We start from the raw sequence: 22,586 nt of genomic DNA on the forward strand, positions 1-22,586 counted from the left end.
GCCACCAGTTAGTTTACGGCGTCTTTTAACGCTTTACCTGGCTTGAAAGAAGGAATTTTCGCAGAAGCGATTTGAATAGTAGCACCGGTTTGTGGGTTACGGCCTGTACGGGCAGCACGCTCACGTACGCTGTAAGTGCCAAAACCAACCAAAGCTACAGAGTCGCCTTCTTTAAGTGCATCAGTAACAGCGTCAATGAACGCGTCCAGCGCACGACCAGCTGCCGCTTTTGAAATATCTGCGTTAGCAGCAATTTTGTCGATAAGTTGAGACTTGTTCACAATATCATCCCCTTCAATTGTTATTATTTTCTACAACCAGCAGTTATTAGCTTTTATAGACTGCGCTTCGTTATAACAAGCATCTTGTTGTCTTGCAAGCAGAAGACGCTTTCAAACTAATAATTTTTCGCTTTAACCGCAGCCCTTGTTCCACAAGGGCTGGGTCGAAACTGACCATAACTTAGCACAGCCAACGGGAATGAAAAGCCCCTAAGCCGGATTTTTTATAGTTTTTTTGCTTTTTGCTGCATTTTTTGCCGTATTTACCACGTTGACGCGGTCTGTAGGCTCTTGCAAGGCATATTGCAACACGTCTTCAATCCATTTTACCGGCAAAATCTCGATGTCGCCTTTGACATTATCCGGTATTTCTTTTAAATCCCGGATGTTGTCGTGCGGTATCAGTACCCGCTTAATCCCACCCCGGTGTGCCGCCAGTAACTTCTCTTTCAGCCCGCCAATGGGCAATACTTCACCGCGCAGGGTGATTTCGCCGGTCATTGCCACATCTGCTCGTACAGGATTGCCGGTTAAGCTTGATACCAACGCTGTTACCATGCCAATACCTGCGCTGGGGCCATCTTTTGGCGTTGCACCTTCTGGCACGTGAACATGGATATCCCGCTTCTCATAGAAATCTTCGTTGATCCGCAGTACTTCAGCCCGGCTGCGAACTACTGTCATCGCTGCCTGAATAGACTCTTTCATCACATCACCCAGTGAACCGGTAAAAGTCAGCTTACCTTTACCAACTACCGAAGCAGCTTCGATGGTTAGCAGATCACCGCCCACTTCGGTCCACGCCAGACCTGTTACCTGACCAACCCGGTTACTGTCCTCAGCTTTACCATAATCGTGCCGCTGCACACCAAGGTAATCCTCCAGATTGTCGGCGTTGATTACTACTTTCTTAATATCAGCGTTTAATAAGATTTCTTTAACCGCTTTACGGCAAAGTTTAGAAATTTCCCGCTCTAAGCTTCGCACCCCGGCTTCCCGGGTGTAGTAACGGATAATCCCAATAATTGCGCTGTCTTCAATACTTAACTCATGAGGCTTTAGCCCATTTCGACTGATTTGCTTGGCAATTAGATGTTGCTTGGCGATATTCAGTTTTTCGTCTTCGGTATAACCTGACAGGCGAATAACCTCCATCCGATCCAGCAAAGCTGCGGGAATGTTCAGGCTGTTCGATGTGGCAAAAAACATCACATCCGACAAATCGTAATCAACTTCCAGATAATGATCACTAAAAGCAGCATTTTGCTCAGGATCCAGTACTTCCAACAAGGCCGCTGCGGGATCACCGCGGAAGTCCGACGCCATTTTGTCTATTTCATCCAGTAAAAATAACGGATTACGTACGCCAACCTTGGCCATTTTCTGGATGATCTTACCAGGCATAGACCCAATGTAAGTGCGGCGATGGCCGCGGATTTCCGCTTCATCACGCACGCCGCCCAGTGCCATTCGCACATACTTGCGGCCGGTAGCCTTGGCAACCGACTGGCCAAGTGACGTTTTACCAACACCCGGCGGACCTACCAGACACAAGATAGGCCCTTTTAACTTATTAACCCGTTGCTGCACCGCCAAATATTCAATAATCCGCTCTTTGACTTTCTCCAGACCATAGTGATCGGCGTTCAGGACTTGCTCGGCAGCCGCCAGGTTCTTCTTCACCTTGCTGCGGGCTTTCCATGGCACTGTCGACAACCAATCAATATAGCTGCGCACCACTGTGGCTTCCGCTGACATTGGCGACATCATCTTCAGCTTCTGCAACTCAGCTTTGGCTTTGTTTGCCACTTCCACCGGCATTTTGGCATTTTCAATTTTAGCGGCCAGCGCTTCAAATTCATCGGGGGCATCTTCCAGATCGCCAAGCTCACGCTGAATAGCTTTCATTTGCTCATTCAGGTAATACTCGCGCTGGCTTTTCTCCATTTGCTTCTTAACCCGGCTGCGAATTCGACGTTCAACCTGCAATATGTCGATCTCACTTTCCATCATCGCCATCAGGTATTCCAGGCGCTCGGTTACATCAACCAGCTCCAGCACTTTTTGCTTATCTTCCACTTTAAGTGGCATATGCGCTGCCATGGTATCGGCCAAACGGGCCGCATCATCAATACCACTTAGTGCTGTAAGTACTTCTGGCGGGATCTTTTTATTAAGCTTGATGTAGCCTTCAAACTGGTTGATAGCTGAGCGTAAGAATACCTCCTGTTCACTGCTCTCGATCTCAATAGAAGGGATCAGCTCAACATGAGCAGCAAAGGCATCTTCAGTTTCAGTAAACTCGGCCAACCTGGCGCGTTTCGAGCCTTCAACCAGCACTTTTACCGTACCGTCGGGTAGTTTCAGTAATTGTAAAATGGTGGCAACAGTACCAATCTGGTACAAATCGTCAGCACTGGGATCGTCCAGTGTGGCATCCTTCTGCGCTACCAGAAAAATCTGTTTGTCGTTGTCCATCGCCGCATCTAAACATTTAATAGATTTAGCCCGACCGACAAATAGTGGGATCACCATGTGGGGGTAAACGACAACGTCACGCAACGCCAATACCGGCATATGCAAACGTTCAGTTTGTTCTACTGTCATTGATTATCTCTCGAATTAATACTGCGGGCGATACCTGATAACCAGTATATGGGGTTAATTTGGCAAACTTCAATTGTGAAAACAAAAAAGGAGCTGAACCAGCTCCTTTTTGTTAGTGGGATTGCGCCACTTCCGGCTCACTGTTCTCATATATCAATATGGGCTGAGTCTCACCGCGGATCACTGTTTCATCAATTACAACTTTACTGACATCATCCATAGAAGGTAATTCATACATGGTGTCGAGCAAAACCCCCTCAACAATTGACCGTAAGCCCCGGGCACCGGTTTTACGCTCCATTGCTTTCTGACCGATTGCTTTTAAAGCATCGTCCCGGAATTCCAGCTCAACATTTTCCATTTTAAACAAAGCTGCAAATTGTTTTACCAGCGCATTTTTTGGCTGACTCAGAATTTGCACTAAAGCATCCAAATCCAGCTCAGTCAGGGTAGCGACTACCGGCAGCCGGCCAATAAACTCCGGAATCAAACCGTATTTAACCAGGTCTTCCGGCTCAACATCTCGAAATGACTCGCTCAGGCTACGGCTGCTTTCTTTACTCTTAACTGTCGCACCGAAACCAATGCCCGCACCTTTAGCGCTGCGCTGTTCAATCACTTTATCCAGTCCGGCAAAGGCGCCGCCACAAATAAACAGAATTTTAGAGGTGTCTACCTGTAAAAATTCTTGTTGCGGATGCTTACGACCCCCTTGCGGTGGTACTGAGGCAATAGTACCTTCAATCAGTTTCAGCAATGCCTGTTGCACCCCTTCGCCCGATACATCACGGGTAATAGAAGGGTTATCAGATTTACGGGAAATTTTGTCAATTTCGTCGATATAAACAATACCGCGCTGAGCTTTTTCAACATCGTAATCGCATTTTTGCAGTAGTTTCTGAATGATGTTTTCGACATCTTCTCCGACATAACCAGCTTCAGTTAAGGTTGTGGCATCGGCCATCGTGAAGGGTACATCTAACAACCTGGCCAATGTTTCTGCCAGCAGAGTTTTACCGCTACCAGTAGGACCAATTAACAAAATATTACTTTTGCTAAGCTCTACTTCCTGCTTATTCTGAGCACTACGCAACCGTTTATAGTGGTTGTACACCGCTACTGCTAATACTTTTTTAGCATGGTCCTGGCCAATAACGTAGTCGTCCAGGTGAGCACGAATTTCCCGTGGTGTAGGTAAAGTATCAGACTCGCGTTTAGGCGAGATATCTTTAATCTCTTCCCGGATAATGTCGTTGCATAAATCAACGCATTCATCACAAATATAGACTTGTGGGCCTGCGATCAACTTACGCACTTCATGCTGTGATTTTCCACAAAACGAGCAATACAATAACTTGCCGCTTTTATCGCCGTCAGTGCGGTGATCAGACATGTAACTACCTCTTATAAACTCGCTGGTGACCGCAATAATTGTCACCCTGCTTTAATTACTTCGTTTCTCTTTTACTTAATATGGTATCAATCAGCCCATAATCCAAGGCTTGTTGTGCACTTAAGAAACGATCACGCTCCGTATCATTAGCGATTTCTTCGTACGTTTTACCAGTATGCTCAGCCATTAGCCGGTTTAATTTCTCTTTGATGCCCAGGATTTCACGGGCATGTATTTCAAAATCAGTTGCCTGGCCCTGAAACCCTCCTAATGGCTGGTGAATCATTACCCGGGCGTTTGGCAAACAATAGCGCTTACCTTTGGTGCCGCCTGATAACAAAAATGCCCCCATACTGGCAGCCTGGCCAACACAAACCGTGGCAATATCAGGTTTAATATAGCGCATAGTGTCGTAAATTGATAAGCCAGCAGTAACTGAGCCGCCCGGCGAGTTGATATATATGTAGATATCTTTTTCCGGATTTTCCGATTCAAGAAACAAAAGCTGAGCCACAATTAAGTTAGCCATATGATCCTCAACCTGACCGGTTAAGAATATTACCCGCTCTTTTAACAGCCGGGAGAATATGTCATAAGAGCGTTCACCTTTAGCGGTTTGTTCAACAACCATAGGTACTAAAGCGTTAATGATGTCAGTCATATCGCGTGACATTGGCATAAATGGGATCCCTTAAAATAAACTCGGTATAGTTTTGCCGGAAAATAAAAGCGGCCGGAAAATAAAATGGCCCGAACTACTGTTCGAGCCATTAAAACCGTCATACCACGATAAGTCAATCTTAGTTAGTGGCTTGTGGATTCATTATCTCGTCAAAGGCAGCAGCCTGTTCAGTAACCTTGGCTTTTGCCAGGATTAATTCGATGGCCTGCTCTTCCAGCGCTACATTGCGCATGCTTTGCATTAATTCTTTGTTGCTATGGTAGTACTGCACGACTTCAGCTGGATCTTCGTAAGCTGAGGCTACGTTGGCAATTAACTCTTCCACTTTAGCATTATCAACTTTCAGCTCGTTGGTTTTAATTACTTCACCCAGTAACAAACCTACTTTAACCCGGTCTTTTGCCTGTTCTTCAAACAGTGAAGCCGGTAATTCAGGTAATTGCTTAGGATCAACATTGTTACCAAAACGCTGCAACGCTTGCTTACGCAGTACTTCAACTTCACCACCAATTAATGCTTGTGGAACTTCCACTTCATTGTTGGTCAGTAAGCCTTTGATTACCTGCTCTTTCACCTTACCTTTGATGGTCTGCTTCAGCTCACGTTCCATGTTTTTACGCACTTCTGTTTTCAGGGCGTCAACGCTGGCTTCGGCCAGGCCAAACAAGGTTGCAAACTCATCATTTAATTCTGGCAGAACCTGCTCTTCAACAGTCTTTACTGTTACAGCAAAGCTGGCAGCTTTACCTTTCAGATTCTCAGCGTGGTATTCTTCCGGGAATGTGACATCTACCGTTGCTTTCTGACCAGCTTTTTTACCAATTACGCCATCTTCAAAACCTGGGATCATCCGACCTGCGCCTAATTCCAGTTGGAAATCGCTGGCTTTGCCGCCTTCAAACTCTTCACCATCAATTGAGCCAACAAAATCCATCGTTACCCGATCGCCAGCAGCTGCAGCACCTTTCTTCGCCTGCCATTTAGCGTGTTGCTTACGCAAAGTTTCCAGCATTTTGGCCAGATCATCTTCGCTGATTTCAACTGTTGGCTTGTTTACTTCGATTTTATCCAGATTCGCTACCGTTACTTCCGGATAAATCTCGAAGGTTGCTGCGAACTCTAAATCTTTACCTGCCGCTAACGCGCCTGGGGCAAAAGTTGGTGCACCAGCAGGTGTTAATTTGTTTTCAATTACCGCTTCATAAAATGAGCGTTGCATTTGCTCTGATGCCACTTCCTGCAACACAGCCTGGCCGAAACGTTTCTGAATGATTGATACCGGCGCTTTACCCGGACGGAAACCATCGATACGCTGACGCTTAGCCAGATCACGTAAACGGTTTTTAACTTCTGAATCAATTTTGTCAGCCGGTACAGTAATAGTTAAACGGCGCTCTAAACCCTGGGTGGTTTCCACAGAAACTTGCATCTTGCTACCTCGAAATCAAAATCAGGCGTCTGAAATACGCCGTGCTTGTATGGTCGGGACTCGAAAAACTTAAGCTGAACCTGACCTGTTATAAAATTGGACGCGGCATTATAGCGGGCTAAATCCCCATAGTCGAGCCTTTAGCCGTGCTTGTTTACACTGTTTATCTTGACAAAAAATAAAAAACAGACTCAACCCGGTAAAGCTAAGTCTGTTCAATAAGTTAGCCAGCTATTCGCCTTCTGTTAACAGCAGGATTCAGCCGCTGTTGACAAAAAAACATCAGTTGCGGATCTGACCGCTACCGGTAACTACATATTTCTCGGTAGTCAGAGCTTCCAACCCCATTGGGCCATATGCATGCAGCTTACTGGTTGATATACCAATTTCTGCGCCCAACCCCAGTTCGCCACCGTCTGAAAAACGCGATGAGGTGTTATGCATTACAACGGCCGTATCTACGGTGCGGATAAAGCGCTCAGCATTGGCCTGATCGGCAGTACATATAACTTCAGTATGCTGGCTGCCAAACCGATCAATATGTTCAATGGCTCCATCCATATCCGCCACTAGCTTGATAGCAATTTCTGGCGCCAGATACTCCTGGCCAAATTCATCATCAGCAATTAGCGACGCGCCACTGAAGTAGCCAATGCTTTGACTACAGGCATGCACTTTTACCTGATGCTCAGCCAGGGCTTTAGCTACCATCGGCAGAAAATCTGCAGCCTGGTGCTTATTGACCAACAAACCTTCCAGCGCATTACAGACTCCGGGTCGCTGCACCTTACCGTTTATCAGTAAATTAAGTGCCATGGTTAAATCGGCTGTCTGGTCAACATACAGATGGCAAACCCCTTTAAAATGCTGAATAACCGGAATACGGCTATGTTCTGTAACAAAACGGATAAGCCCCTCACCACCACGCGGAATAACCAAATCAATAAACTGATCTTGCTTTAAAAGGGCAAGTAATAAATCCCGATCCGGGTCCGGTACTATAGTAATGACCTCTTCTGGCAAATTATGGTCACGCAAAGCCTGACGCATGGCAGCCGCTATTGCCAGACTGGTGTTAATAGCTTCCCGGCCACAGCGCAAAATTACTGCATTACCAGACTTAAAGCACAGCGCACCCGCGTCAGCAGTCACATTAGGCCGTGCTTCATAAATCATGCAGATAACCCCTAGTGGGATCCGGGTTTTCGCAATATTAATGCCATTTGGGCGTTGTTCAATCTGTCGGGTTAAACCAACCGGATCCGGCAACTGAATAATTTGTTCAATGGCCTGTGCCATCGCTTCAATCCGCTCAGAATTCAGGGTAAGCCTGTCTATCATCGCCGGGCTGGTACCATTGCTACCGGCCTGGGCAACTTCATCTTTATTTGCCGCAATAATAGCCCCAGTGGCTTCACGAATGCGGTTAGCAAAACTTTGCAGTACAAAGTTTTTTTGCTCTGTTGATAATACGGCAACAGCTTTGGCAGCTTTTGCTGCCTGGGCAGCCAGGGTGGCTGCAACATCAGAAATCATAATTTCTCCAATAACATCATTTCACTACGGTGAATAACGGCGTCGCTGCCAGCAGGGCAATAACCCAGGCATTTGGGAATGTCCCGGCTTTGCTGCCCTTTAATCGAAAATAGCTCCGTAGCACTAAAACGGCTTACGCCTTTAGCAATGCGCCGCGTGCCTTTGGCACAGCGGATAATTACCGCATCGCCTGAATCAAACTCGCCTTTTATCTGCACAATGCCACTGCTTAGCAATGAAGCACCATGTTGGCTTAGTGCCTCGATACAGCCGTCATCAACCCAAATTTCACCTTTAGCACGCAAAGTATGACGTACCCAATGTTTTTTAGCCGGTAACGGTTTGTGCTGGCCAAAAAATACTGTGCCAGGATTCTCACCCGCTAAAAGACACTCAAAAGTTTCAAGTTGATGGCCATCGACAATAAGGGTATCAATACCCTGTGCTGTCGCCTTTTCAGCGGCTTCAACTTTAGTCCGCATACCACCGGTACCTACCGCTGACGCAGCGCCGCCGGCCAAGCTATAAATAGCCGCGTCAATCTTATTAACTTCCGGGATCAAAGTTGCCATCGGGTCTTTGCTTGGATCTGCGGTATACAGGCCTTTGACATCTGAACAAATAATCAGCGCATCTGCATTGACCACAGTAGCGACCATAGCCGCCAGATTATCGTTGTCGCCAACTTTAAGCTCATCCGTCGCAATAGTATCGTTTTCGTTAACGATTGGCAGCACCTGATGGTCCAGCAGCCGTCTTAACGTGTTTTGAATATTGACGTGACGTACTCTGTCACTCAAATCGCCGTGTGTCAGTAATACCTGAGCACAGGGAAAGTCGAAACAATTAGTCCAGAAATTCATCATCTGGTTTTGCCCCACCGCTGCCATCGCTCGTTTTAAGGCAATTGGCACCCGCTGGTGCGAAAAATTAAAGTGATGACGGCCTGCCGCTACACTACCAGAAGACACTAAGATAACTTCACGACCTTGTTGTCTGCATTGGTGGATAAATTCAGCGATTGGACGTAAGTACTGTTCGCTACATCCTTCGTTATCTGGCGCAATCAGGGCACTGCCCACCTTCAATACGACCCGACGCCAGCTTGGGTTTATCATAACTCCTCCGTTATTTTGACCGCCGGCAGTATAGCAAAAAGGCTACCCTGGCACCACCGCCGATCTGGACTCAGAGGCAGGCAAGCAAAGAAAATAAGCATTAATATTCATTAATTTAGCATGAAACATATTAAGAGTAGCGGCAGAAACGGTTACTTTTCAACCAGTAAAACTGTAATTAAATTACAGTTTTAGCCTATATAGTTAAGGTTAAAACTCTGAAGGTTATGGATGCATAAAGCGCACTATTATAGATTTGATGAATACCTGGTATAACAGAGATAATATTATGAAATGAATAAATTCAGGCAGAACAATACCCAAATAAGGTGCGTTTATTAAAGCTTTGGGGAGAATGGTCGGTGATGCAGGATTTGAACCTGCGACCCGTGGGATTAAGAATACCCAAACCAAGTGCGCTAATTTTAACTTCAGGGAGAATGGTCGGTGATGCAGGATTTGAACCTGCGACCCGTGGCATTAAGAATACCCAAACCAAGTGCGCTAATTTTAACTTCAGGGAGAATGGTCGGTGATGCAGGATTTGAACCTGCGACCCCTTGGACCCAAACCAAGTGCGCTACCAAGCTGCGCCAATCACCGACTATAAGAACTCAGGGAAAGATGGGGTGGATGATGGGGTTCGAACCCACGACAACCGGAATCACAATCCGGGGCTCTACCAACTGAGCTACAACCACCACTGAAACTGTCTTGCGCTTGTTATGGCGCGCCCGATAGGATTCGAACCTATGACCCACGCCTTAGAAGGGCGTTGCTCTATCCAGCTGAGCTACGGGCGCACAATCGAACCCTTACCAAGCTATAAAACTAATTGGTCGGTGATGCAGGATTTGAACCTGCGACCCATGGATTAAGAGTACCCAAACCACGTGTTTACCTGACCTTTTTAAAATTGGTCGGTGATGCAGGATTTGAACCTGCGACCCCTTGGACCCAAACCAAGTGCGCTACCAAGCTGCGCCAATCACCGACTTCGCTGCACTGCTGCAACGGGGCGGAATATTAACGCTCGCCACCTAAGGCGTCAAACCTTTTTTTGCAAAATTCAACCGATTGCTGCTTATTTGAACCTTTATTTGCTTTAGCAGCTCAGGATGGAGTTCTGGCGGCTGCTGTGCGAAAATAGCATCATCAAAACGTGACAGAGAATTTCCGGTATGACAGCACAAATTATTGACGGCAAAGCAGTAGCCCAGGCAACCAAAGATAAAGTCGCTGCCCAGGTAAGAGCCCGGGTCGCAGCAGGCAAAAGAGCGCCAGGTTTAGCCGTAGTGCTGGTAGGTGTTGATCCTGCCTCACAAGTGTATGTTGGCAGCAAACGTAAGGCTTGCGAAGAAGTAGGCTTTCACTCGGTATCCTATGACCTGCCCTCAGATACCACAGAGCAACAACTGGCTGATTTAATCGACAAGCTAAACAATGATAATACTGTAGACGGCATTCTGGTGCAGCTACCGTTGCCCGCCGGCTTAGATTCATCAGCCATTTTAGAGCGGATAGCGCCGCATAAAGACGTCGATGGTTTTCACCCATACAATATCGGTCGTTTAGCTCAGCGCATGCCAGCACTGCGTTCCTGCACCCCAAAAGGCATTATGACCCTACTGCAAAGCACCGGCGTGAATGTCAAAGGTATGGATGCTGTGGTAGTCGGTGCCTCTAACATTGTTGGCCGGCCCATGGCGCTTGAGCTGTTACTGGCCGGTTGCACCACCACCGTCTGTCATAAATTTACTAAAAACCTGGAAGCCCAGGTTCGCCGCGCTGATTTACTGGTAGTCGCCGTTGGCCGGCCGGAATTTATTCCCGGGGACTGGATAAAACCCGGCGCCCTTGTTATTGATGTTGGTATTAACCGGCTCGACAGTGGCAAGCTGGTGGGCGATGTCGAATACGGTACAGCAGTTAAGCATGCCCGCTATATTACACCGGTACCAGGCGGCGTTGGCCCGATGACCGTTGCAAGCTTAATCGAAAACACCCTGGAAGCCTGCGAGCTTTATCACGACAAGCACTAAGCATTAAAAGGCAGCGACTACTTTCGCTGCCTTTTTGAGCAAACCACATGATTTAATTATATTGACTACATCGCGCGATTAGCCATATTCGTCGTTTACAACCTATCCTGATCGTCGCCGTATTAGGGCAAACACAACTGCCAAAAGATCACCTGAAATAGTATTTCCAACAGTGCTGCTATACTAACTTTCTAACAACCAATAATAATGCCATACTAAAATCGTTTATGGCAGAAAGGCATTGCTTTATGTTGGCATCCGCCAAATTGACCGTATGGCTATTCTTTTGTATTACCCTGAACTCATGGGCTACCGCTCCAGAGCCACCTGTTACCTTATTGGTGGCATTAGGTGCAGATAAACCGCCTTTTGTTATTTCAGACGCTCAGCATATATCCGGGCTTGAAGTTGATATTATTCAAGAAGCGATGTCCGCTTCAGGCTACCAACTTGAGTTTGTTGTCTTGCCGTTTCATCAATTGAACCGTGCTTTAATTAACTTTCCCGATTTGGATGTAGCGGCAGGCATTGGCAGTGAATTTTTAGCTGATCTGCATTATGTAGATGAGTTCAGCTACTATGAGAATATCGCTGTCAGCAAGGCATCCAGAAAAGTGCAACTGGGATCTGTCAGTGATTTACGCCAGTATTCAGTTGTTTCATGGCAAGGAGCCAGTCAGCCAGAAACACCGCTCGGCCCGGTTTATCATCACTTATACGGCAAAGGGCAATATCCAAATCAAGGTTATCAGGAACTGAGTCAATACAACCAGAATGCCATGTTCTGGCTTAATCGTACCGATGTTATCGTGATAGACCGGGCTATTTTCAGCTGGTACCGTCGCTTGCTGTCCAATACGTTTGATACCACCGCAGAGGTGCAGATCCATCCTTTATTCCCACAGCGTCAATACACCAAAGTTGCTTTTCGTGACCCTGAGTTAGCCAAAATCTTTGCGCAAGGTCTGCAGCAGCTCAAGTCCGGTGATCGCTACCAGCAACTATACCAGCAGTATTTAGACTAGTGCGCAATCAGCAGGGTAGCAAGGTGTAGCTTCGGCATCGATCAACTGGCGGCTGGCGCTGGTCATGGGGCGCGCCGAGTCATCAACAAACCGCCCTCCAAGGCTTAATAAAGGATTGGCTAAACTTCAAAAAGATTTGGCTGTCCCAGGGTTTTGCTATCGAACGCGCGGTAATGCACTAATAAAAAAACCGCCAACAGGCGGTTTTTTTCTCACGGTCATATATTCAGCTTTTCCGCCAGCTGGTTACGCCGTTTTTATCTTCTACGATAATACCTTTGGCCGTTAACGCATCGCGGGCGGCGTCTGCTGCTGCCCAGTCTTTGTTAGCGCGGGCGGTGTTGCGCTGGGCAATTAATGTTTCTATTTCAGCCACATCATCCATTGACGCGCCTGATTGTAAGAACTGCTCAGCATCCCCCTGCAATAAGCCCAGCACACCTGCTAATAAGCTTAATATCCCGGCAAGCTCGGCAGCCTTAGCAGGTTCGGTTTCTTTAAAGCGGTTAACTTCGCGGGCCAGTTCAAACAATACCGGTAAGGCTTCCGGAGTATTGAAATCATCGTCCATCGCCGCTTTAAACCGGGCGATATAGGGGCTTTTTAAGTCAATGCTGTGGCTTGGGGTCACATTACGCAGCGCAGTATACAAACGCCCCAGGGCCGCATGGGCCTGAGTTAAGTTCTCAGCCGAATAATTTAACTGGCTGCGATAATGGCTGGATAATAAAAAGTAGCGCACCGCTTCGGCGTTATATTCAGCCAGCACATCTTTAACGGTAAAAAAATTGCCTAAGGATTTAGACATTTTTTCTTTATCTACCTGTACCATACCGGTGTGGATCCAGGTATTAACGTACTTATGGCCATGGGCACAAGTCGACTGGGCAATTTCGTTTTCATGATGCGGAAACTGTAAGTCAGAGCCGCCACCGTGAATATCAAAATGCTGGCCTAAGTGTTTTTCGCTCATGGCCGAACATTCAATATGCCAGCCCGGCCGGCCGTTACCCCAGGGCGATTGCCAGTATGGCTCACCCGGCTTAGCGCCTTTCCATAATACGAAATCCAGCGGATCGTCTTTATTGTCGGCCACTTCTACCCGCGAGCCGGATTGCAGCATCTCAAGGTTTTGCTGGCTTAGCTCACCGTACGCATCGTATTTGCTGACGTCAAACAACACATCGCCGTCTGCCGCCACATAGGCATAGCCTTTGGCAATCAGAGTTTCAATTAACGCAATAATTTCGGCCATATGGGTGGTAACCCGCGGCTCTATATCAGCGGGTAGTAGACCAAGGGCATTAAAGTCGGCATGCATCGCCTCGGTAAAGCGGGCCGTTAAGGCATCGCAACTTTCGTTATTTTCGGCAGCACGCTTAATAATTTTATCGTCAACATCAGTAATATTGCGCACATAGGTTACATCCAGACCGCAAAACCGCAGATAACGGTTAATCACATCAAAAGCGACATAAGTACGGGCATGGCCGACGTGGCAATAATCGTAAATGGTGATACCACAAACATACAAACCCACTTTGCCAGGCTCAATCGGAGTAAACACTTCTTTTTTACGGCTTAAGGTATTGTAGATTTGTAACATGAGTATCCTCAGAGACGACGTTATAACGGCATAATATTCAGCCCGATAGTGTACCACCGGCAAACAGTAGCCGCTATCCTTGCTTTATGAAATGCCGTAGCTGAGTTACAATGACGCCATTCAAACAGAGGACACTATTCAATGATTAATTTACATACCAATTATGGCGTTATTACCCTTAACCTGTTTGCCGATAAAGCCCCGGTTACCGTGGAAAACTTTATCAGCTATGTCAAAGACGGTTTTTTTGATGGCACCATCTTTCACCGGGTAATTGATGGCTTTATGATCCAGGGCGGTGGTTTTACCCCGGATATGGATCAGAAAGAAACCAAAGCCGCCATTAAAAATGAAGCCAATAATGAAGTAGCCAACAGCAAAGGCACTATCGCGATGGCCCGTACCAATGACCCGCACTCTGCTACTTGCCAATTCTTTATTAATATTGCTGACAACAGCTTTTTAAACCACAGCGCTGAGTCAAGCCAGGGTTGGGGTTACTGTGTATTTGGTGAAGTGACGGGCGGTATGGACGTGGTAGATAAGATTCGCCAGGTGAAAACCGGTCGTTTTGCCGGCCACAGCGATGTGCCAGTTGAGCCGGTAGTGATTGAAAAAGCCGAGCTGCTTGCTTAAGCGTTGTTGATGCAACACCAGCACACGCTGTTTATTGCCGATCTGCATTTAGCTGCAGATCGGCCAGACATCACCACTGCTTTCCTGCGTTTTTTACAACAGCAAGCCGTTAAAGCAGATGCACTATATATTCTGGGTGATTTGTTTGAAGTATGGATTGGCGATGACAACCCGGAGCCACTGCTTGATACTGTTGCAACAGCATTAACAACTCTGAGCCAGCAGGTACCAATATACTTTATTCACGGCAATCGTGATTTTATCTTACGCCAGGGCTATGCCAGCCGCGCTGGTATGCAGTTGTTACCGCAACAGCAGGTTATTGATTTATACGGTACCCCAACCCTGATTATGCATGGCGACAGCCTCTGCACTCTGGATATTGCTTATCAGAAGTTTCGAAAATGGTGGAACCAACCCTGGTGGCAATGGTTACTGCTAAAAACACCTTTAGCCTTTCGTCAACGATTGGCAGCTAAAGCCCGACGCAAAAGTGCTGAGCATAAAGAACATTACGCCCAACAACAACAACCGCAAATTATGGATGTTACACCAAGCGAAGTGCCCAGAGTGATGGCAGAATACGGTGTAACCCGACTTATTCATGGCCATACCCACCGCCCGGCAGTGCATCAGGTAGATATTAATGGCTTGCCTGGCGAGCGTTATGTTGTTGGCGATTGGTACAGCCAAAGTAGTTATTTAATGGTATCGGCGGAAAAGTGGGATCTGGTATTTACGCCGCTGTCTGATCACTAATCACGGTTAGCGGGCAGCCGCTATGGAATTTGAAGTCCGGGTCGGGTGTTGTTATCAGCCCGGCTTCTACCTTACCAAAAAAAGCTACCCTGTCGCTGATATCACTATCAGCAATTTGCTGCGCCAGGGTTAAATAATCCTGATAATGGCGTGCTTCAGAGCGTAATAGCGAGATATAAAAATCAGCGATTTTCAGCGGTAATAACGGTGCCAGTTTAGCAAACCGCTCACACGAACGTGCTTCTATGTATGCACCACAGATCAGTTTATCCACCATGGCTGCCGGTTCATAGGTACGTACATGGCGTAGCAAGCCTTTGGCATAGCGACTGGATGTGGTTTTCTCGTAAGCGATACCATTGTCAGCCATCACTTCCAGCACCTGGTAAAAATGATGCAACTCTTCTTTAATCAGCAATACCATTTTATCGATTAAATCCTGGGCATAGCGGCTGCTGGCCTGTGGGATCATCGACTTTTTTAAGCTAAGGCCAGCCAGGCTCCGCCAATCGCCCTGCTGGCGATAGGTAAAATCTTCAAAGGGCTTTAGCCATTGCAACAAGGCATCGGCGCTGCTGGCATCTACCGCATAGCGACGGATCAGGTACATCGCACTTTGCGCAGCTTTTAATTCGCAAATCAGATGATCCCGCAGTAAGGTTGGCAGACTCTCTGGTCGTGCTGCCTGCTCAAGCCAGCCAGTTGGCGTGGCGCAGTCTAAAAAGGCGCTGATGGGTTGTAACAGTTGTTGCAATTCACTGCGTTGCATAGTAGTTGCTATACCAGAAAAAGTTGGCACATTATACCTAAAGGGCTGCGCACGACCAAGTTTGATCTGAATGCCTGCTTTAGTTGAAAAATAGTGCAAGTAGCTTGACGAATGACTAAGTTTTAGTCATAACTGAGTTAAGGGTGGCTATATAAATGGTTGCCCGATATGAGGGGCGTAGTAAAAAGGATAATAATTATGATACTAAACCATTTATGGGGCATATATGCCCACCCGAAAGAAGAATGGCATACCATTGATGCCAGACACGAAAGTTTTCGTTATAGCATGGCCCACATTATGATTGTGGCGCTGATCCCGGCAATTTGTGCCTATTATTCTGCGGTTCACCTGGGCTGGAGCATCGGTGTTGGCGACCCGATAAAACTGACTTCGCAAAGCGCACTGATTATGTCTGTAGCAATGTACTGTGGTCTGATAATCGGCGTATTCACCCTGGCCTGGCTGGCTCACTGGATGGCGCATACTTTTGGTGCTGAGCCAACCTATACTCAAACTGTCGAATTGTGCTCTTATACTTCTACCCCGTTATTCATGGCAGGGTTTGCAGCACTTTACCCAGAGCTATGGTTCGTGGTCAGTGTCGGCCTGGTTGGCCTGGCATACTCGGTATATTTACTGTACGTAGGTGTGCCAATTTTAATGCATATTCCGGAAGAGCGTGGTTTTATTTATGCCAGCTCAGTTGTTACCGGCGGCTTAACGTTATTGGCGGTGCTGATGGCAACTACCGTAATATTATGGATGTCGGGCTTTGGACCAACCTATACTCACTGACATTCAGAAAATGTTAGTGATGTTCAAATAAAACAGGCGCTGAAAGGCGCCTGTTTTCATTTCGATAAACTTATTGATTGAGCTAAGCTCAGCCTTCGTTATAAGTTTCTAAGTTGGTCGCCATTGACATCGCAGTATGTGCTTTAGCGTCATCACTTCTTGTCTGATCCAGCCGGTTTAAGTAATCCTGATCGATATCATTAGTCACATAATGGCCGTCAAACACCGATGTTTCAAAGCGTTTAATCTCCGGGTTTTCAGAACGAACTGCAGCAATTAAATCTGGCAACGACTGGAAGATAAGACCATCTGCACCGATGGTTTCACAAATACTTTCAACATCATGGCCATGGGCAATTAATTCATTTGCTGATGGCATATCTATACCGTAAACATTCGGAAAGCGAATTTCAGGAGCAGCTGAGGCAAAGTAAACCTTTTTAGCACCGGCTTCCCGCGCCATTTCGATAATCTGGCCAGACGTAGTACCGCGTACTATCGAATCATCAACCAGCAAGACATTTTTACCTTTAAACTCCTGCCAGATAGCATTCAGTTTACGCTTAACAGATTTCTTGCGCTGAACCTGGCCAGGCATAATAAAAGTACGGCCGATATAACGATTTTTAACAAATCCCTGACGGAAAGGTAGTTGCAATTCATTAGCAATTTCCAACGCCGCATCGTTACTTGTTTCAGGAATTGGGATAACCACGTCAATATCCAAATGGGCCCATTCACGCTTAATTTTCTGGCCCAGAACCTTACCCATCGCCACTCTTGAAGCATACACCGAAATATTATCGATAGTGGAATCAGGACGGGCAAAATAAACGTATTCGAAGATACAGGGTGTATAATTAGGGTTTTCTGCACACTGCTGACTGTATAACTCACCCTGCTCAGTAATGTATACAGCTTCGCCGGGTGACACATCCCGTAACACGGTAAAGCCATCCGCATCCAGCGCCACACTTTCTGATGCCACCATATATTCGGTACCGGCAGCCGTTTCGCGCTTGCCCATCACCAGTGGCCTGATCCCGTTGGGATCACGAAACGCCACCAGACCATGACCAATAATTAAGGCTACAGCAGCATAACCACCACGAATTTTCCGGTGCACACTGGCAACTGCATTAAAAATCTGTTCTGGCTCTAACTGCATCGTCGACTTCGCCTGCAGCTCATGCGCCAGAATGTTTAACAGAATTTCAGAATCTGACGTGGTGTTAATATGGCGGCGAGCCAGCCGAAACATATCTTCTTTTAATTCGTGCGAATTAGTTAAGTTACCGTTATGCGCCAGAGCAATTCCGAAAGGACTGTTCACGTAGAACGGCTGAGCTTCGGCAGTACTCGATGAACCTGCAGTGGGGTAGCGAACATGGCCAATCCCAATATTGCCTGACAACCGTTGCATATGCCGGGTTTCGAACACATCTTTGACCAAGCCATTGGCCTTACGTAATCTGAGGGTATTGTTATCAACGGTAACAATGCCTGCGGCGTCCTGGCCCCGATGTTGTAACACTGTCAGACCATCATACAGCGCCTGATTGACCGGATACTTACCTACGATTCCAACGATACCACACATTGATTATTTCCTCGCCAGCCCTAAGGCTTTTGCATAAAACTTGAATGGTTTTCCAAATACTCAAAAAACCATTCGATAATAAAACCAAATTCGGGGATCAATACCGATTTCTGCCACCAGAGGGCTTGCGCCGCCGGGGTAAAAGCATCCATAAAAAATAAAACTGCGCTTACCACCAGCACGCCCCGCAGGGCGCCAAATACCAGACCTAGTACCCGATCAGTACCCGACAATCCCGTGCTTTGTACTAACTTAGCGATTACAAAATTAATCAGAGCGCCAAGGATCAGCGTGCAGACAAACAAAATAGCAATGGCAGAAGCATTGCGAATTGTGGGGTCAGTAATATTGGTAAAAAGTGATGCTAGTTTTGGATAATATTGGCTGGCAATAAAAAAGGCCAGAAACCATACTACCAGCGAGATAGCTTCTTTGACGAAACCGCGGATCAGACTGATGACAGCCGATAAGGCAATAATTGCCAGTATAACAAAATCAACCCAAACCATTTGCTACCAAAGGATGCCTGATGACGGCGCGCATTCTACCAAACAGGCTGCTGCTTGGCTAATTATTTTCAGTCACCTGATAACGACTAACGACCAAACGAGCTATCCCCGTCAATTCCTGTAGCTGCTCAACCTGTTGTTCCAGCTGGGCTTTCCGAAGTTCAGGCCCCACCAACACACTGGTTAACTTTTGGCCATTACTGTTAGTAATGTCACGGGTAAATGTAACATAACCCTGCTGCCGGAGTTTCGCCACCAAAGCATTAGCATTTTGCGGATTGCTGAAGCTGCCTACCCGCACAACCCAGGCGTTTTCGGCAACAGCTGTGGCGTTTGCAGGTTCGTTGCCAACTGCAGGCTCCTTGCTGGTAACTGCAACGTTTTCACCGTTGAGGGTAACCTGGGCATAGGTTTGCGACGGCAAACTGTCAGCGCTCTGCTCACTGGCTGCTGAGCTATTACCAGACTCCTCATCCAACGCGTTTTCATTCACTTGCGAGGCTGCCGCGATGCTGCTGGCGCTGTCAAATGCGGCCTGATCGAAAGGTTCTGGTTGTTGCACTCCCTGAAATTCAGGTCGGTCGGGGATAACTTTAAAATCGTCTTTCACCACTTGTTTTTCGCCATCCAGTAAATCAGGCAAAAAGATGATACCAGCTAATATCAAAATAGTGGCTCCGAGTAATCTGTGCTTAAATCCCGCGGTCATGTTGCCTCCTGATAATAGCTTGCCAGCACTGCTGAAACTGTGACAAACGATCCAAAAATAACTAATAAATCATCCTGTTGCAACTTAGAACATAACTGGCTAAATGCAGATTTCACGTCTGGATACTGTTGACAATCAGCCTGAGCAAGCGCCGCTGCAAGCTGAGCAGCTGGAGCCCCGCGCGCACCTGGCAAGCTGCTAAGATGCCACTGATCAATTACAGAGGTCAAGGGCGCCAACGCCTCGGCGATGTCTTTGTCTTTTAACATGCCCACTAACCCATGCACTTTGCGATAGTCTGGCTTTAGCGCTGCCAGTTTAGTCGCCAGATAGCGCGCCGACTGCGGATTATGCGCCACATCAATAATTATCGCCGGCCGGTGTTGCAAGTATTGCATCCGGCCAGGCAAGCTTAACTCCAACAGTACTTTTTTTAACAACATATGCTCAGGCAATAATGACAACTGACTAAGTACCGCCAGGCTGGTTGCAACATTTTGCACTGGCAAGCCGGGAATCGGTAAATTCTGGTATCTGACTGCGCCGCAGTGCCAGCTCCAGCTATCTGCGCTCTGCTGATAAAAGTAGTCCTGATTAACTGTCAGTTTCGGACAATTAAGTTCAACCGCTCTGGCTATTACACTCACCGGTGGTATAAGGTCGCCGATAACCACAGGTTTAGCGTGACGAAACACCCCCGCCTTTTCAAAGCCGATAGTCTCCCGATCATTACCAAGCCAGTCCTGATGATCTAAATCTATGGTGGTAATCACACTGATATCGGGGTTAACAATATTAGTCGCATCCAACCGGCCACCCAGTCCCACTTCAATCAGACAAAAGTCGACTGGCTGACGTTTCAGAATTGCGAATGCAGCCAGAGTGGTAAATTCAAAGTAGGTTAACGCAGTGTCGCCGCGTAACTCCTCAACCCGGGCCATGGCGTCCACCCACAGTGCATCGTCCACATCATGGTTGTTAAGCCGCAGCCGTTCGTTAAAGCGCAACAAATGCGGAGAACTGTAGACACCCACCCTGAATCCCTGTGCCAGCAATAATTGCTCAAGGGTACGGGCGACAGACCCTTTACCGTTTGTGCCGGCAATCAGCACCACTTTACCAGGTAACTGTGCTAATGCCGCACGATCGGCAACCCTGCTTACCCTTTCCAGGCCAAGTTCAATTTTATCTATGGGGTGGCTTTGCTCAATATAATAAAGCCAATCGGCCAGAGTGTGGCGCGATTGGCTTGACGTTAGCATGTCTGACATATATTCCTAAGCAGCGTCGTGCTCGGAAACCGGCGCCGGCAGCTGCATAAACTTGGCAACAAGGCGGGCAATTGTATCGCGCATTTTCCGGCGGTCAACAATCATATCAATCGCGCCATGTTCCAGTAAAAACTCACTGCGCTGGAACCCTTCCGGCAGTTTTTCCCGTACTGTTTGCTCAATAACCCTGGGGCCGGCAAAACCAATCAGCGCTTTGGGTTCACCAATATTAATATCCCCTAACATTGCTAAACTGGCCGAAACGCCACCCATGGTTGGGTCGGTTAGTACAGAAATATAAGGCAGGCCCTGCTCACTCAGTTTGGCCAGAGCCGCCGAGGTTTTTGCCATCTGCATTAATGAAAACAGCGCCTCTTGCATCCGCGCGCCACCACTGGCAGAAAAGCAGACAAAAGGTACCTTATGAGTAAGCGCATACTCTACCCCGGCCACAAACTTGGCACCAACTACAGATGCCATAGAGCCGCCCATAAATTCGAACTCAAATGACGCTGCAACCATCGGCATACCATGCAAGGTGCCATGCATTACAATCATGGCATCTTTCTCATTAGTTTGCTTCTGAGCGGCGGTAATCCGGTCTTTATAGCGCTTGCTGTCTTTAAACTTCAGTAAATCCTGGGGTTCAAGTTCAGCCGCCAGTTCGGTGGTGGAATGGCTGTCAAAGAAGTGATTCAGGCGGGTTCTGGCGTTTACCCGCATATGATGATCACACTTAGGGCAAACGCCTAAATTACGATCCAGATCAGCTTTGTATAATACAGCGTCACAGGCGCTGCATTTGGTCCAGACGCCCTCGGGAATATTACGACGCGCCGAGGTGGAGGTTCTGGGCAGGATTTTTTCTAGCCAACTCATAATGCATTCCTATCAACTGGGATCAGACGTTAGACCTAACATAAGACAAAATACGTCAAAAAACGCCGAAATAAAACTAAACGGGCGCTATTAAAGCATAAACACCCGCTAACAGAATATAAAAAACTGGTCTTAGCAGCCGTTATAAAAATAACGGTCCTGGCGCTACTTTGGGTATCGCATAGTGCTCAGGGTAATCAACTTCGACCAAATACAGGCCGCCCGGCTTCGCTGTGGCCGCCGCCAGATTGCGATTTCGGCTTTGCAGCAGCTCATTTAACCAGTCGACAGGTTTACGTCCCATACCAATTTCCAGCAAACTGCCGGTAATGTTACGCACCATGTGATGTAAAAAAGCATTGGCTTTAATATCCAATACCAGATAGTCACCCACCCGGCTTAACTCTATATGATGAATATTACGAAAAGGTGTTTTTGACTGACATTGCATAGCCCTGAATGCACTAAAATCATGCTCGCCAATCAGCACTGGCGCCGCTTGCTGCATCAAACTGATATCCAACTGCTGATGATAATGACTGAGCCCGGAACGCAAAATAGCTGGTCTGAATTTTTGGTTATAAATTACGTAGCGGTAGCGACGGGCAGTGGCACTAAAACGGGCATGGAAGTCGTCAGCTACCGGCTTGGCCCAGCGCACTGCTATTTGATCAGGTAACTGGCTGTTAGTACCCATTATCCATGCTTTATCATCGCGTAGGGCATCAGTCTCAAAGTGGACTACCTGGCCGGTAGCATGCACTCCGGCATCTGTGCGGCCGGCACAAAACACTTCAACCGGACCATTGGCAACTTTAGTAAGTGCTGTTTCCAGTTCTTGTTGCACACTGTTCACTTCACGCTGGCGTTGCCAGCCAAAAAAACCAGTGCCGTCATACTCAATACCTAAAGCTATTCGCATGGGGTTCCCTCTGAT

At 47.2% G+C, this 22,586-nt stretch carries 20 protein-coding genes and 4 tRNA genes; 5 read left to right on the forward strand and 19 right to left on the reverse strand.

From position 1 onward, the window contains the following. Positions 1-8: 8 nt before the first annotated feature. The 11 genes from hupB to H141_RS0103230 form a co-directional block, all read right to left on the reverse strand. On the reverse strand, positions 9-281 hold the full coding sequence (gene hupB, locus H141_RS0103180) for a nucleoid-associated protein HU-beta (RefSeq protein WP_019674802.1): 273 nt from the start codon (positions 279-281) through the stop codon (positions 9-11). Positions 282-491: 210 nt separating this feature from the next. After that, entirely contained in the window at positions 492-2,888 is a 2,397-nt protein-coding gene (gene lon / locus H141_RS0103185; protein WP_019674803.1) for an endopeptidase La, read from the reverse strand. Positions 2,889-3,000: 112 nt separating this feature from the next. Beyond that, positions 3,001-4,281, reverse strand: a complete 1,281-nt coding sequence (gene clpX, locus H141_RS0103190) for an ATP-dependent protease ATP-binding subunit ClpX (protein WP_019674804.1) — start codon at positions 4,279-4,281, stop codon at positions 3,001-3,003. A gap of 55 nt (positions 4,282-4,336) precedes the next feature. Continuing rightward, entirely contained in the window at positions 4,337-4,942 is a 606-nt protein-coding gene (gene clpP / locus H141_RS0103195) for an ATP-dependent Clp endopeptidase proteolytic subunit ClpP (RefSeq protein WP_033425368.1), read from the reverse strand. A gap of 139 nt (positions 4,943-5,081) precedes the next feature. Next, positions 5,082-6,392, reverse strand: a complete 1,311-nt coding sequence (gene tig, locus H141_RS0103200; protein ID WP_019674806.1) for a trigger factor — start codon at positions 6,390-6,392, stop codon at positions 5,082-5,084. Positions 6,393-6,674: 282 nt separating this feature from the next. Continuing rightward, a complete protein-coding gene (locus tag H141_RS0103205; protein ID WP_019674807.1) occupies positions 6,675-7,928 on the reverse strand; it encodes a glutamate-5-semialdehyde dehydrogenase in 1,254 nt (417 codons plus the stop codon). Continuing rightward, the gene (gene proB / locus H141_RS0103210; RefSeq protein WP_019674808.1) at positions 7,925-9,046 is read right to left on the reverse strand and encodes a glutamate 5-kinase; all 1,122 of its coding nucleotides are present in this window, start codon (positions 9,044-9,046) and stop codon (positions 7,925-7,927) included. The genes H141_RS0103205 and proB overlap by 4 nt, the downstream gene beginning before the upstream one ends. A 526-nt stretch (positions 9,047-9,572) precedes the next feature. After that, a tRNA-Pro gene (locus H141_RS0103215) sits at positions 9,573-9,649 on the reverse strand. Positions 9,650-9,671: 22 nt separating this feature from the next. Beyond that, positions 9,672-9,747 (reverse strand) — tRNA-His (locus tag H141_RS0103220). Between the two features lie 25 nt (positions 9,748-9,772). Next, positions 9,773-9,849 (reverse strand) — tRNA-Arg (locus H141_RS0103225). A gap of 114 nt (positions 9,850-9,963) precedes the next feature. Further along, positions 9,964-10,040 (reverse strand) — tRNA-Pro (locus H141_RS0103230). A 187-nt stretch (positions 10,041-10,227) separates the two neighbouring features. Here H141_RS0103230 and folD point away from each other — a divergent pair. Together folD and H141_RS0103240 are read left to right on the forward strand one after the other, a co-directional pair. Beyond that, positions 10,228-11,088, forward strand: a complete 861-nt coding sequence (folD, locus tag H141_RS0103235) for a bifunctional methylenetetrahydrofolate dehydrogenase/methenyltetrahydrofolate cyclohydrolase FolD (protein ID WP_019674809.1) — start codon at positions 10,228-10,230, stop codon at positions 11,086-11,088. A gap of 248 nt (positions 11,089-11,336) precedes the next feature. Beyond that, on the forward strand, positions 11,337-12,113 hold the full coding sequence (locus H141_RS0103240; protein WP_019674810.1) for a substrate-binding periplasmic protein: 777 nt from the start codon (positions 11,337-11,339) through the stop codon (positions 12,111-12,113). A gap of 226 nt (positions 12,114-12,339) precedes the next feature. On the opposite strand, the gene cysS is transcribed toward H141_RS0103240, so the two are convergent. Beyond that, positions 12,340-13,719, reverse strand: coding sequence for a cysteine--tRNA ligase (cysS, locus tag H141_RS0103245; protein WP_019674811.1), 1,380 nt, complete (start codon positions 13,717-13,719; stop codon positions 12,340-12,342). Positions 13,720-13,860: 141 nt separating this feature from the next. Here cysS and H141_RS0103250 point away from each other — a divergent pair, with 141 nt between their 5' ends. Both H141_RS0103250 and H141_RS0103255 read left to right on the forward strand, forming a co-directional pair. Beyond that, a complete protein-coding gene (locus tag H141_RS0103250) occupies positions 13,861-14,355 on the forward strand; it encodes a peptidylprolyl isomerase (protein ID WP_019674812.1) in 495 nt (164 codons plus the stop codon). Positions 14,356-14,364: 9 nt separating this feature from the next. Continuing rightward, entirely contained in the window at positions 14,365-15,114 is a 750-nt protein-coding gene (locus H141_RS0103255; protein WP_019674813.1) for a UDP-2,3-diacylglucosamine diphosphatase, read from the forward strand. On the opposite strand, the gene miaE is transcribed toward H141_RS0103255, so the two are convergent. Then, positions 15,092-15,883 (reverse strand): tRNA isopentenyl-2-thiomethyl-A-37 hydroxylase MiaE, encoded by a 792-nt coding sequence (miaE, locus tag H141_RS0103260; RefSeq protein WP_019674814.1) that lies wholly within the window; start codon positions 15,881-15,883, stop codon positions 15,092-15,094. The genes H141_RS0103255 and miaE overlap by 23 nt on opposite strands. 198 nt (positions 15,884-16,081) lie before the next feature. On the opposite strand from miaE, the gene H141_RS0103265 reads away from it, so the two are divergent. Further along, positions 16,082-16,681 (forward strand): Yip1 family protein, encoded by a 600-nt coding sequence (locus H141_RS0103265; RefSeq protein ID WP_019674815.1) that lies wholly within the window; start codon positions 16,082-16,084, stop codon positions 16,679-16,681. Between the two features lie 88 nt (positions 16,682-16,769). On the opposite strand, the gene purF is transcribed toward H141_RS0103265, so the two are convergent. From purF to truA, 6 genes are all read right to left on the reverse strand, one after another. Further along, the gene (gene purF / locus H141_RS0103270) at positions 16,770-18,281 is read right to left on the reverse strand and encodes an amidophosphoribosyltransferase (RefSeq protein WP_019674816.1); all 1,512 of its coding nucleotides are present in this window, start codon (positions 18,279-18,281) and stop codon (positions 16,770-16,772) included. A gap of 20 nt (positions 18,282-18,301) precedes the next feature. Beyond that, positions 18,302-18,790 (reverse strand): CvpA family protein, encoded by a 489-nt coding sequence (locus H141_RS0103275; RefSeq protein ID WP_019674817.1) that lies wholly within the window; start codon positions 18,788-18,790, stop codon positions 18,302-18,304. Between the two features lie 58 nt (positions 18,791-18,848). Beyond that, positions 18,849-19,499 carry an SPOR domain-containing protein gene (locus H141_RS0103280; protein ID WP_019674818.1) on the reverse strand — a complete coding sequence of 217 codons (651 nt, stop codon included), beginning with the start codon at positions 19,497-19,499 and terminating at the stop codon, positions 18,849-18,851. Continuing rightward, a complete protein-coding gene (gene folC / locus H141_RS0103285; protein WP_240473087.1) occupies positions 19,496-20,761 on the reverse strand; it encodes a bifunctional tetrahydrofolate synthase/dihydrofolate synthase in 1,266 nt (421 codons plus the stop codon). Before folC ends, H141_RS0103280 begins: the two co-directional genes overlap by 4 nt. A 15-nt stretch (positions 20,762-20,776) precedes the next feature. After that, positions 20,777-21,649: an acetyl-CoA carboxylase, carboxyltransferase subunit beta gene (gene accD, locus H141_RS0103290; RefSeq protein ID WP_019674820.1), complete on the reverse strand. Its 873-nt coding sequence runs from the start codon at positions 21,647-21,649 to the stop codon at positions 20,777-20,779. Between the two features lie 142 nt (positions 21,650-21,791). Continuing rightward, positions 21,792-22,571 (reverse strand): tRNA pseudouridine(38-40) synthase TruA, encoded by a 780-nt coding sequence (gene truA, locus H141_RS0103295; RefSeq protein WP_019674821.1) that lies wholly within the window; start codon positions 22,569-22,571, stop codon positions 21,792-21,794. Positions 22,572-22,586: the final 15 nt, after the last annotated feature.

The organism is Arsukibacterium perlucidum DSM 18276 (assembly GCF_000382165.1).
Classification (GTDB): domain Bacteria; phylum Pseudomonadota; class Gammaproteobacteria; order Enterobacterales; family Alteromonadaceae; genus Alishewanella; species Alishewanella perlucidum.

Bases quoted from the DNA above. Each gene is read 5' to 3' on its own strand.
- lon (WP_019674803.1), bottom strand. From the start codon at position 2,888: ATGACAGTAGAACAAACTGAACGTTTGCATATGCCGGTATTGGCGTTG.
- clpX (WP_019674804.1), bottom strand. From the start codon at position 4,281: ATGTCTGATCACCGCACTGACGGCGATAAAAGCGGCAAGTTATTGTAT.
- clpP (WP_033425368.1), bottom strand. From the start codon at position 4,942: ATGACTGACATCATTAACGCTTTAGTACCTATGGTTGTTGAACAAACC.
- tig (WP_019674806.1), bottom strand. From the start codon at position 6,392: ATGCAAGTTTCTGTGGAAACCACCCAGGGTTTAGAGCGCCGTTTAACT.
- H141_RS0103205 (WP_019674807.1), bottom strand. From the start codon at position 7,928: ATGATTTCTGATGTTGCAGCCACCCTGGCTGCCCAGGCAGCAAAAGCT.
- proB (WP_019674808.1), bottom strand. From the start codon at position 9,046: ATGATAAACCCAAGCTGGCGTCGGGTCGTATTGAAGGTGGGCAGTGCC.
- folD (WP_019674809.1), top strand. From the start codon at position 10,228: ATGACAGCACAAATTATTGACGGCAAAGCAGTAGCCCAGGCAACCAAA.
- H141_RS0103240 (WP_019674810.1), top strand. From the start codon at position 11,337: ATGTTGGCATCCGCCAAATTGACCGTATGGCTATTCTTTTGTATTACC.
- cysS (WP_019674811.1), bottom strand. From the start codon at position 13,719: ATGTTACAAATCTACAATACCTTAAGCCGTAAAAAAGAAGTGTTTACT.
- H141_RS0103250 (WP_019674812.1), top strand. From the start codon at position 13,861: ATGATTAATTTACATACCAATTATGGCGTTATTACCCTTAACCTGTTT.
- H141_RS0103255 (WP_019674813.1), top strand. From the start codon at position 14,365: ATGCAACACCAGCACACGCTGTTTATTGCCGATCTGCATTTAGCTGCA.
- miaE (WP_019674814.1), bottom strand. From the start codon at position 15,883: ATGCAACGCAGTGAATTGCAACAACTGTTACAACCCATCAGCGCCTTT.
- H141_RS0103265 (WP_019674815.1), top strand. From the start codon at position 16,082: ATGATACTAAACCATTTATGGGGCATATATGCCCACCCGAAAGAAGAA.
- purF (WP_019674816.1), bottom strand. From the start codon at position 18,281: ATGTGTGGTATCGTTGGAATCGTAGGTAAGTATCCGGTCAATCAGGCG.
- H141_RS0103275 (WP_019674817.1), bottom strand. From the start codon at position 18,790: ATGGTTTGGGTTGATTTTGTTATACTGGCAATTATTGCCTTATCGGCT.
- H141_RS0103280 (WP_019674818.1), bottom strand. From the start codon at position 19,499: ATGACCGCGGGATTTAAGCACAGATTACTCGGAGCCACTATTTTGATA.
- folC (WP_240473087.1), bottom strand. From the start codon at position 20,761: ATGCTAACGTCAAGCCAATCGCGCCACACTCTGGCCGATTGGCTTTAT.
- accD (WP_019674820.1), bottom strand. From the start codon at position 21,649: ATGAGTTGGCTAGAAAAAATCCTGCCCAGAACCTCCACCTCGGCGCGT.
- truA (WP_019674821.1), bottom strand. From the start codon at position 22,571: ATGCGAATAGCTTTAGGTATTGAGTATGACGGCACTGGTTTTTTTGGC.